This is a genomic window from Rhodococcus sp. BS-15 (assembly GCF_000813105.1).
GTDB lineage: Bacteria > Actinomycetota > Actinomycetes > Mycobacteriales > Mycobacteriaceae > Rhodococcoides.
The window spans coordinates 1-9,280 of record NZ_BAOX01000197.1; the positions used below are offsets into that span (position 1 = coordinate 1).

Consider the following 9,280-nt stretch of genomic DNA (forward strand, 5'->3'; position numbering starts at 1 on the left):
GGGTCGGTGCGCTCAGCCGAATCCGAGTTGATGCAGTCGCTCGTCGTCGATGCCGAAGTGATGTCCGATTTCGTGGGCGACGGTGATCGCGATTTCCCGTCGGGCCTCGTTTTCGTCGTCGACCATCTCGAGGATCGGTTTGCGGTAGATGGTGATGACGTCCGGTAGGTGTCCGCTGTACTCGTAGCGTTCGGTCAGTGCGATGCCCTCGTACAACCCGAGGATGTCCTCAGTGGGGTGTTCCTCCTCGACGAGAACGACCACGTTGTTCATGAAGTCGGTGAGCTCACGCGGCAGGGTGTCGAGGGCGTCGGACACGGCTTCTTCGAAGTCGACGCGGGTCATGTGGGTGGGAATGTCACCCTCCGGTGGTGATCGGGGCGGCACCGGGCAGCGGTGTCGGAAGTGCGCGGCCGTCGGGAGCGGAGGGCGGCGGGACGGGAGCAGCACCGTTGATGAGGATGTCGCCCTTGGCGGTGCCGACGATGGTCGCGAAGCCGCCTGAATCGAGTTCGGCACCCACCGAGCACGTCACCTGGCGACTACCGGCGAGCCAGCTCGCGACGTCGATGGTGTCCCAGAACAGGGTGAGCGTCTTGTCTCGCAGTGCGGTGTCCGAGCCGAGATATCCGTTGACGGCGTCGGTGCACGTGCCTTCCAGGTATGCGTCCTGATCGCCCTCGGACGGGTGTTCGCCGGGGAACTGCTGCGTCAGGTTGATCACCGACGCCACCTCGTACGCGTGCGGTGCCGAGCAGTCCACCGGATCGGCAGGCACGTTCTGGTTGATGCCGACGCAGGTGCCGGTTGGCCAGACCTTCGACTGGTCCTGGTCGAGAATCGAGCCGGTCATCTCCATCAGTGCGCCGGTGTTCGACGGCATCTGCACCCCGCAGCGCAGCGTCCGCTCTCCCTTGGCCCAACCGGCCTGGCTGGGGAACATCAGCCCGACGCCGAAGCGTCCGTTGGGATCGAACTTGGCTCCGACGTAGTCGTCGACGGCTGCCGCGCAGTGTTCGTCGCGTAATTCGCTGAACCGGATGGATCCGGGATACGGCGAGCCCGGTCCGAATTCGACGCCGGGGTAGACGCTCATGTCGATATCGCGAGCCACCTCGAAGCGATGGGGATCGGCGCACGATACTTCGGCGAGATCCTGTCGGTCCGTCTCCGGATCGTCGGTGGGCGTCCACTGCAGGCATGCGCCCGGATCGGCAGCACCGAAGGAGGACGCCGAAACTGGCCCATCGGTCGCGGGCCCACTGGCCGTCGCATGGGTGGTGATCTTTTCGGGCGTCGAGAACCCGTCGGAAAGAAAGACCGTCGCCCCCGCGGCCAGCACCGCACCGACCGCAACCATGGCGAGCCCACGTCGAGCTGTGAGTGCAGACAGTGTTCGCCGAGACTTCTCGCTCGGCGGGGAGTCTGTTTCGTATCCGGACATCGCCCTCCATCATGCCCGAGTATGTTCGGTCCTCATGAGCGACCCAACAGGTGACGACGACCTCAGCGAGCTCGCCGGCCGACTGTTCGCGATGGCCCGCACCGGTGACGCGGCCGCTTTGGCGAGTTACGTCGACGCAGGTGTTCCGGTGAATCTGCACAACGAGTCGGGCGACACGCTGGTCATGCTCGCGGCCTACCACGGGCACGCCGACGCGGTGCGGGTACTGGTCGAGCGCGGTGCCGATGTGAACAAGCCCAACGACAAAGGGCAGACCCCACTCGCGGGCGCGGTCTTCAAAGGTGAGGACGACGTGGTGCGCGTGCTCGTCGACGGTGGAGCCGATCCGCACGGCGGCCACCCGTCGGCAATCGATGCCGCCACGATGTTCGGACGCGAGGACTACCTGGGGTTGCTCGGCAAGTAAGGTTCCCTCTCGTGATCGACCTGAAATTCCTTCGCGAAAACCCCGATGCCGTGCGTGCCTCGCAGCGCACCCGAGGCGAGGACCCCGCTCTCGTCGACGCACTTCTCGATGCCGACGCATCCCGCCGGGCCGCGGTTCTGGCCGGCGATCAGCTGCGTGCCGAGCAGAAGGCGTTGGGAAAGCAGGTCGGCAAGGCTTCCGCCGAGGACCGTCCGGGTCTGCTCGCCGGAGCATCGGAGCTTGCTGCCAAAGTGAAGGCCGCTCAGGCTGCCGAAGCCGAGGCCGACGCTGCCCTCGACACCGCCCACCGTGCGATCTCCAACATCGTCCAGGACGGCACGCCCGCAGGCGGCGAGGACGATTTCGTGCTGCTCGAGACCGTCGGGCAGATCCCGGAGTTCGATTTCGAGCCCAAGGATCATCTCGAGCTCGGTGAGTCGCTGAATCTGATCGACATGGAACGCGGAGCCAAGGTCTCGGGCTCGCGCTTCTACTTCATGACCGGCTACGGCGCATTGCTGCAGCAGGGATTGCTCCAGCTCGCCGCGCAGAAAGCCGTCAAGAACGGGTTCACGATGATGATCCCGCCGGTGCTGGTGCGGCCGGAGATCATGTCGGGAACCGGATTCCTCGGCGCACACGCAGACGAGATCTATCGCCTCGAAGCCGACGACCTCTACCTCGTCGGAACCTCGGAAGTTGCTCTTGCGGGCTACCACTCGGGCGAGATCATCGACCTCGCCGACGGCCCGAAGCGGTACGCCGGATGGTCGTCGTGCTTCCGCCGCGAAGCGGGCAGCTATGGCAAGGACACCCGCGGCATCATCCGAGTGCACCAGTTCGACAAGATCGAGATGTTCTCCTACATCAAACCCGAGGACGCAGCCGCCGAACACCAGAAGCTGCTGGAGTACGAGAAGGAAATGCTCGCCGCCGTCGAGTTGCCCTACCGCGTCATCGACACCGCAGGCGGCGACCTCGGCTCCTCGGCCGCTCGCAAATTCGATTGCGAGGCATGGGTTCCCACCCAGCAGGCCTACCGCGAGCTGACCTCCACCTCGAACTGCACGACCTTCCAGGCCCGACGCCTCGGCGTGCGCTACCGCGACGAGAACGGCAAGCCGCAGACCGCAGCGACCCTCAACGGAACCCTCGCCACCACCCGCTGGATCGTCGCGATCCTCGAAAACCACCAGCAGGCCGACGGCACCGTCCGCGTCCCCGAGGCGCTGGTTCCTTTCGTCGGGACGGATGTTCTGCGCTAGTTGGGTCGGCTCAGGCGATGTCGCCGATGCAGTAACCCTCGCCGCCGATGGCCAGCACGAACGTGCGGTTCTGGTACACCCCGGCTGCGTCGATGATGTCTGCGTTGACCTGGGTGTAGATGCCGTTCTGCCCGGTGACGAACACGCTGTCGGGGTCGAACGAGGTGATGCCGGGCAGGATGTCGGGATCGGCCACCAGCGGCGGGACAGTGGGAACGCCGGTGCCGAGAGCATCCCAGGTCTGACGGCCGTCACACACCAGTGGGTACGTCTCTTCCATATCGCTGGGGTTGACCGGAATTCCGGCGAGACGCCCCAGATAGCGATCGACGGTGTAGACCGCGTCCGCCGCGTCGAACACGGGGGCGGTGCCGGTGGGGTAGACGGTGGGGCATGCGTAGCCGGAGGCGATCTCACTGCGCTTCACGCTGACCGTCGCGGTGGGCCCGGTCCACGTCACCGCGTACTGGCCGTCGACGCCGGGGGGCGGCAACGGCAGCGAGGATGGCCTCGGGGTCGACGTACATGGTCGGAACGTCGGTGGGCGGAACCGTCCAGCACCGTGCCGTGACGACGCCGATTCCGCCGCCGGTGAGGTCGCCCACGAACGGTCGCAGCGCCATCGCGGCATCGGGGTTACCGGGAACCTCGCCGACGGGTGGGCCGGGCGGAATCGGTGGGGGCGTGGTGGTGGTCGCGGAGGCCGTGGTCGGAGTTGTCGTCGACGTCGTTGCCTCGGTGGTGTTGCTCGTCGCCCCGGACTGTTCGGACGGCAGTCCGACTGCGGAATCGCAGGCCCCCACCAGGGCCAGCGTTGCGATCAGCGGCAGCGCGGTTCGGACGACCCTGGTCCGCCGTGGTGATGCCGCAGTGTTCTTCACTTCGTTTCTCCCCCGTTGCTTTCGACCGGACCTGTCATCTCCCGGACCTTTTCTCCGGCATCGTCCACCGACTACGCTAACGGACTGTGGAACCCGTCTACCGATCAGTCATCGGCATCGCTCGTGCAGTGTTCGCGTTCGAGGGCCTGAAATTCGACGTCGAGGGCGAGGAACACATCCCTGCCACCGGCGGAGCCGTCATCGCCGTCAACCACACCGGATACATGGACTTCACCTACGCCGGGCTACCGCCGCGACGGGTGAAGCGCTACATCCGGTTCATGGCGAAGAAGGAAGTCTTCGACAACAAGATCTCCGGCCCGATCATGCGTGCACTGCGGCACATCCCCGTCGATCGTGGAGCAGGCGCGGAGTCGTACAAGTCGGCCGTGGCGAGCCTGCGCAACGGCGAGCTTGTGGGCGTGTACCCGGAGGCGACCATCAGCCGCAGCTTCGAGATCAAGGAATTCAAGTCCGGCGCAGCGCGCATGGCCATCGAGGCAGGCGTGCCGATCATCCCGACGGTCATCTGGGGTGCGCAGCGTGTGTGGACGAAGGGATATCCGAAACGGTTGGGCCGCACCAACACTCCCATCTCGATCGCCGTCGGTGAGCCGTTGCCGCCGGTCGGCCCACCGAACGAGCTGACCGAGAAACTGCGCACAGTGATGCAGAAGATGCTGCTGGAACTGCAGGAGAGCTACCACCACGAGCCGGGCGCGTACTGGGTTCCGGCGCGATTGGGCGGCAGCGCACCGACCCTCGAAGAAGCAGACAAGCTCGACGCCCAGGACCTCGCGGCACGTGCGGCCAAGCGGGCCGAGTAGAGCACGGCGATGAACCTCCGCGGTGAACGGGTCGTGTTGCGGCCCGTCACCGCCGAGGACGTGCCGGAGCTACGCCGGATACTGCACACCCCCGAGGTGTACGCGCGGTGGGGCGACGAGGACGCCGACGAGAACTGGCCGTTCGACAACCCCGAGGAGAAGCGTCTGGTTGTCGAATTCGACGGCGCAACAGTGGGATTGATCCAGTTCAGCGAAGAGACCGATCCGATGTACCGGCATGCGTCGATCGACATCTTCTTGGACCCGGCAGTGCACGGCCGCGGCGTCGGAAAGGACGCCGTCGGCACGCTGGTGCGGTACCTGACAGTCGACCTGGGGCATCATCGGTTGGTGATCGACCCCGCTGCCGACAACGCTGTGGCCATAGCCTGTTACAGCGCAGTCGGTTTCGAGCCCGTCGGAATCATGCGCAAATACGAGAAGGGTCCGGGCGGTTGGCACGACAGCCTCTTGATGGACCTGATCGTCGAATAGCTATCGGTGGTTCGCCGGAGTGGAGCCCGCGGAACGACCGGTAGGGCTGGGAAGTGTCAGACGGAATCGTGCGCCGGTAGGTCCTGCGGCACAGACGAGTTCGCCGCCGTGAGCGCGCGCCAGCGTGCGTGCGATGGACAACCCCAGCCCGACGCCGCCCGAAGAACGGTCACGCGCAGAGTTCAGTCGTACGAGCCGCTCGAAGACGCGTTCGCGATCGGCTTCTGCGACGCCGGGACCCTCGTCATCGACGGTGACGAACGCCTGTGAATCGGCTCCTGTCGTCACTCGGACGGTACCGCCGGGCGGTGTGAAACGAGCGGCGTTGTCGAGGACGTTCGAGACAATTTGCTCGACGCGGCCCACGTCCACCCTGACCGGCACCGGTTGCGATCCGTCGACCTCGAACCGGACCTGAGGGGACAGCAGGGCCGCGCGATCGACGGTGCGCCGAACCACGTCGGCGAGGTCTGCGTCGGTCACCTCCAGCTCCGAAGTGTTCTCTGCACGAACGGAATCGAGCATGTCGCCCACCAGCCGCGACGCCCTGGCAGATTCGCCGACCAACAGCTCGCTCCATCTCCCGACCCGATCGGGGCGGTGCTCGGCGTCGCGCTGCAACGACTGAGCCAGCGCCGAGATCCCGGCTACCGGCGTACGCAATTCGTGTGCCGCGTCGGCCAGGAACCGTCGCATGTCCTCCTCTGCTCGACGCGCCGACTGCGCGGCCGCAGCCTCCTTGCGCTCGGCATCCTCGAGGGCGTCGAGCATCTCGTCGACGGCTGATGCTGTGCGGCCCAGGTCCGTCTTCGGCTTGGATGGAAGAAGCCGTCGCCTCTGTCGCCGTTGGTGATTCGGCGCGCGACCGACGTCATGGAGTCCAGAGGTGACAGCGCGCGCCGCACCGCGTAGGTCAGTGCGGCGGCGGCCAGCAGCAGAGTGACAGCACCGGCAGCACCATCAGGATGCGTAATTGCCGGCGGACATCGGCGATCGCGGTGGTGTCGCCGAGTAGCGACAGCGTCGACCCGTCGGGCAGGGGCTCGGTGATCTCCAGCGAATCCGACGGCGGGGCAGGAGGATCGGGTGGACCGGGAGGGCTGGGAGTCTTCGACTGTCCGGCAGGCGGGGCCGGGGTTGCGGGCCTGATATCCGGCCCGGGCGGTCCGCTGCCGGGTGCGCCGTAGACCGTGCCGTCTGCCGCGGTGACACGTACTCGGATGGCGTCGCCCTGGAGGGACTGCACCAGATCGCTGGACTCGACGCCGCTCTCCACGAGCTCGATCGCACGGGATGCCCTGTCGGTCAACCGCGCTTCCAGATCGCGCCGAAGCTGTTGACCCAGAACGACATCGACCGATGCCCCAACGATCACCAGAAGTACCGCGAACAGGACGACGACAGTGGCGACCACTCGCGTACGCAACGACGGCGTCGGTGTGCGGTTCACTGCGGGGCCCGCAGGGCGTAACCGAGGCCGCGGACGGTGTGGATCAACCGCGGTCCATGGGCTTCCATCTTGCGACGCAACGCACTGACGTGCACTTCCACCAGGTTGGCGTCGTACGCGCCGTAGCCCCAACCCGATTCGAGGATAGATGTTTTCGAGACAGTGCGACCGCGCTGCGCGACGAGGAAGGTTGCCAACCGGAGTTCGGTCGCCGTCAGATCGAGGACGTGACCGGCGCGGGTGACGACCCCCGCGGACTCGTCGACCAGTAGATCGCCCACTTGGATGGCGTCCGAGGATCTGCCGCGTCTACGCAGCACCGATTTCGCTCGTGCGACCACCTCGTCGAGCTGAAACGGCTTGACCACGTAGTCGTCTGCGCCGTCGGTCAATCCACGCAGGCGGTCTTCCAGCCGATCCTTCGCGGTGACCATGATGATTCCTGCATCGCTGCTCTGGCGGACGATGTCGATGAGCGCAAACCCGTCCCGCGCGCCGGGCAGCATGACGTCGAGAATCACGACATCGGGGCGGAAGCCTGCCATCGTGGTCTCGAAGTCGTCGCCGTCGGGCAAGGACGCGGCGGTGAATCCCGCGTCCTCGAATGCGGCCATCAGCGCTTCTCGGATGGGTAACGAGTCCTCCACCACCATCACCCGGGGAGCGGAACTGTATGTCATGCCTCGATTGTCACCCACCAGCTGAAGTGATCCTGAAGATGCGCGCGGCTTCAGGGTGACTTCAGCTAGCCGCGGCAGGGTCGATGACAGACCGAAACGAACGACACAGACCAGAACATGGAGTGAACGTGAACGATCAGACTCAGCCGATCCCCGCCGCCTCGAACCCGGAGCCAGTCCCCGGCAACGCGGTTCGAGAGACCAGTCCGAAGCGGTGGAAGGGACGGGTACCGCTGGTGGCGACGGCGGCAGCGGGACTCGCAGTCGGTGCGCTGGTTGCATCGGCAGTCTTCGCTGCGACTGGGCCGGACGTCTCGCCCGGAGTGTCCACGGTGGCGTCGACTTCGACCCTCGGGCAGCGGACCGACGGAGGTGGCGGGTCGGATGTACCTGCAGTGCCGGCAGCTCCGGATTCCGGTGACGGAGCTACGGTTCCCGCTGTTCCGACACCACCGGGATCTGCGGACGGTGCTACTCCTGCGACCCCGGGAGATGGGGCGACGCCGCCTGCGCCTCCGGCTGAGGGTGACGGTGCGACGCCGCCTGCTCCGCCCACACCGGGTGCTGAGGGTGACGGTGTGACGCCGCCTGCTCCGGCCGATGGCGCGACTCCTCCGCTCCGCCGGCAGCTCCCTCGGGTTCCTGAATCAACCTCGTCCAGCCCGCACCGTTCTCGGTGCGGGGCTGGATTGTTCGTTCGGTTCGTGTCGGCAGGCTCAGGCGATGTGGGGGCCTGCTCGGGCGTGGGATGGTCGAGGTTGTCGGTAGGGGTCGACGGTTGCTGGTGGTACGATCCCCCGCAAGCGGGAGGTGCCCCCACAGGGGTGGTTGTCGGTGCCGATGAACACTTCCCAGTCACTGTGGTGGATGAGTCGGTGATGGAATCCGCACAGTAGAACGAGGTTGTTCATGTCGGTGGGGCCACCATCGGCCCAATGCCAGATGTGATGCGCCTCTGTCCACGCGGCGGGTTTGCCGCAGCCGGGGAACGCGCAGGTGTGGTCTCGTGCGATGAGGGCTTTGCGTTGTTTGGCGGTGACGGTGCGGGCGGTGCGGGCGAGGTTGATCGGGGAGCCGTGCTCGTCCATGACGATGGCGGTGAGGACGCAGTCGCAGGCGAGTTGCCGGGAAGTGTTGTGGGACAGTGGCCCCATCCAGGGCAGCCACCCGACGGTGGTGCCGTCGCCGAACAGGTCCCTGTATGCGTCACGATCCGCGGCAGGGTGGCCGTCGTCATCGGATTCGTCTGCAGTGCGGGTGTTCTCGTCGTCGGTGATGTCGTCGGTGTCTGCACTGTCGCGGAGGTCGGTGAGATCGCGCAGGCTGATGTGCAGGTTCAGGTGGGGGCGTTCGCCGCCTTCGGTGGGCCGGCTACTGGAGGCGAGGTACTGGTCGAGGATGTGGCCGAAGGCGTCGGCCCTGCGTCGGGCGGGGCTGCGGTCGTCTGCGATTTTGAGTGTCTCGGTGCCGTCGGCTGCGGGTCGGGGTTCGGTCAACGGTGAGAGTGCGGTGAGCAGCTTCTCGCCGGTGATCGCATCGAAATCTCCTTTGAGCACCAACCGCCCGTTCAACGTCTTCGAGGCGAAGAGTTCGTTGCGGTCGGTGTTCTCGGGTGGTGGGGTCTTGCCGCCGAACTCGTCCTCGAGCTTGGTGATCGCTGCACGGATCCGGCCGGTACGCGCGTCGGGCCCGGTCGCGGCGGCGATCATCGCGGTGCGGGCTATATCGCGACCCTCTTCCGGGAGGTCCTTCGGTGGTGTTTCGACGAAGGTGAGGATCAGCGCGGCGTGGTCGACGGACATGACGCCGGT

At 66.2% G+C, this 9,280-nt stretch carries 13 protein-coding genes; 4 read left to right on the top strand and 9 right to left on the bottom strand.

Annotation, left to right across the window (positions count from 1 at the left end; genetic code table 11):
• Window positions 1-12 precede the first annotated feature (12 nt).
• Together RHBS_RS19075 and RHBS_RS19080 are read right to left on the bottom strand one after the other, a co-directional pair.
• Window positions 13-345 (bottom strand): metallopeptidase family protein, encoded by a 333-nt coding sequence (locus RHBS_RS19075; protein WP_082073870.1) that lies wholly within the window; start codon window positions 343-345, stop codon window positions 13-15.
• A gap of 13 nt (window positions 346-358) precedes the next feature.
• Complete coding sequence (locus tag RHBS_RS19080; protein WP_121871791.1) at window positions 359-1,444, bottom strand: septum formation family protein; 1,086 nt, start codon at window positions 1,442-1,444, stop codon at window positions 359-361.
• A 34-nt stretch (window positions 1,445-1,478) separates the two neighbouring features.
• Between RHBS_RS19080 and RHBS_RS19085 the strand changes: the two genes are divergently transcribed.
• Together RHBS_RS19085 and serS are read left to right on the top strand one after the other, a co-directional pair.
• The gene (locus RHBS_RS19085; protein WP_121871792.1) at window positions 1,479-1,871 is read left to right on the top strand and encodes an ankyrin repeat domain-containing protein; all 393 of its coding nucleotides are present in this window, start codon (window positions 1,479-1,481) and stop codon (window positions 1,869-1,871) included.
• Window positions 1,872-1,882: 11 nt separating this feature from the next.
• Complete coding sequence (serS, locus tag RHBS_RS19090) at window positions 1,883-3,136, top strand: serine--tRNA ligase (RefSeq protein WP_121871793.1); 1,254 nt, start codon at window positions 1,883-1,885, stop codon at window positions 3,134-3,136.
• A 10-nt stretch (window positions 3,137-3,146) separates the two neighbouring features.
• Here the strand turns inward: serS and RHBS_RS30920 are convergent, their stop codons facing one another.
• Together RHBS_RS30920 and RHBS_RS30925 are read right to left on the bottom strand one after the other, a co-directional pair.
• Window positions 3,147-3,563, bottom strand: a complete 417-nt coding sequence (locus RHBS_RS30920; protein WP_237669427.1) for a hypothetical protein — start codon at window positions 3,561-3,563, stop codon at window positions 3,147-3,149.
• Window positions 3,550-4,017, bottom strand: coding sequence for a hypothetical protein (locus RHBS_RS30925; protein ID WP_237669429.1), 468 nt, complete (start codon window positions 4,015-4,017; stop codon window positions 3,550-3,552). The genes RHBS_RS30920 and RHBS_RS30925 overlap by 14 nt, the downstream gene beginning before the upstream one ends.
• Before the next feature lie 86 nt (window positions 4,018-4,103).
• Here RHBS_RS30925 and RHBS_RS19100 point away from each other — a divergent pair, with 86 nt between their 5' ends.
• Window positions 4,104-4,844, top strand: coding sequence for a 1-acyl-sn-glycerol-3-phosphate acyltransferase (locus RHBS_RS19100; RefSeq protein ID WP_121871795.1), 741 nt, complete (start codon window positions 4,104-4,106; stop codon window positions 4,842-4,844).
• A gap of 9 nt (window positions 4,845-4,853) precedes the next feature.
• A complete protein-coding gene (locus RHBS_RS19105; protein WP_121871796.1) occupies window positions 4,854-5,339 on the top strand; it encodes a GNAT family N-acetyltransferase in 486 nt (161 codons plus the stop codon).
• Here RHBS_RS19105 and RHBS_RS30930 read toward each other — a convergent pair whose 3' ends face one another.
• From RHBS_RS30930 to RHBS_RS19125, 5 genes are all read right to left on the bottom strand, one after another.
• The gene (locus RHBS_RS30930; protein ID WP_237669432.1) at window positions 5,340-6,110 is read right to left on the bottom strand and encodes a cell wall metabolism sensor histidine kinase WalK; all 771 of its coding nucleotides are present in this window, start codon (window positions 6,108-6,110) and stop codon (window positions 5,340-5,342) included.
• A 142-nt stretch (window positions 6,111-6,252) separates the two neighbouring features.
• A complete protein-coding gene (locus RHBS_RS30935) occupies window positions 6,253-6,789 on the bottom strand; it encodes a hypothetical protein (protein WP_237669433.1) in 537 nt (178 codons plus the stop codon).
• Window positions 6,786-7,469, bottom strand: coding sequence for a response regulator transcription factor (locus RHBS_RS19115; RefSeq protein ID WP_121871798.1), 684 nt, complete (start codon window positions 7,467-7,469; stop codon window positions 6,786-6,788). The genes RHBS_RS30935 and RHBS_RS19115 overlap by 4 nt, the downstream gene beginning before the upstream one ends.
• Window positions 7,470-7,611: 142 nt before the next feature.
• Window positions 7,612-7,800: a hypothetical protein gene (locus RHBS_RS29790; protein WP_121871799.1), complete on the bottom strand. Its 189-nt coding sequence runs from the start codon at window positions 7,798-7,800 to the stop codon at window positions 7,612-7,614.
• Between the two features lie 385 nt (window positions 7,801-8,185).
• The coding region (locus RHBS_RS19125; protein WP_145977546.1) for an HNH endonuclease signature motif containing protein at window positions 8,186-9,280 on the bottom strand (1,095 nt) is incomplete at its 5' end.

Excerpts from the sequence above, each read along its gene's own strand:
- RHBS_RS19075 (WP_082073870.1), bottom strand. The coding sequence starts at position 345 with ATGACCCGCGTCGACTTCGAAGAAGCCGTGTCCGACGCCCTCGACACC.
- RHBS_RS19080 (WP_121871791.1), bottom strand. The coding sequence starts at position 1,444 with ATGTCCGGATACGAAACAGACTCCCCGCCGAGCGAGAAGTCTCGGCGA.
- RHBS_RS19085 (WP_121871792.1), top strand. The coding sequence starts at position 1,479 with ATGAGCGACCCAACAGGTGACGACGACCTCAGCGAGCTCGCCGGCCGA.
- RHBS_RS19105 (WP_121871796.1), top strand. The coding sequence starts at position 4,854 with ATGAACCTCCGCGGTGAACGGGTCGTGTTGCGGCCCGTCACCGCCGAG.
- RHBS_RS30930 (WP_237669432.1), bottom strand. The coding sequence starts at position 6,110 with ATGCTCGACGCCCTCGAGGATGCCGAGCGCAAGGAGGCTGCGGCCGCG.
- RHBS_RS19115 (WP_121871798.1), bottom strand. The coding sequence starts at position 7,469 with ATGACATACAGTTCCGCTCCCCGGGTGATGGTGGTGGAGGACTCGTTA.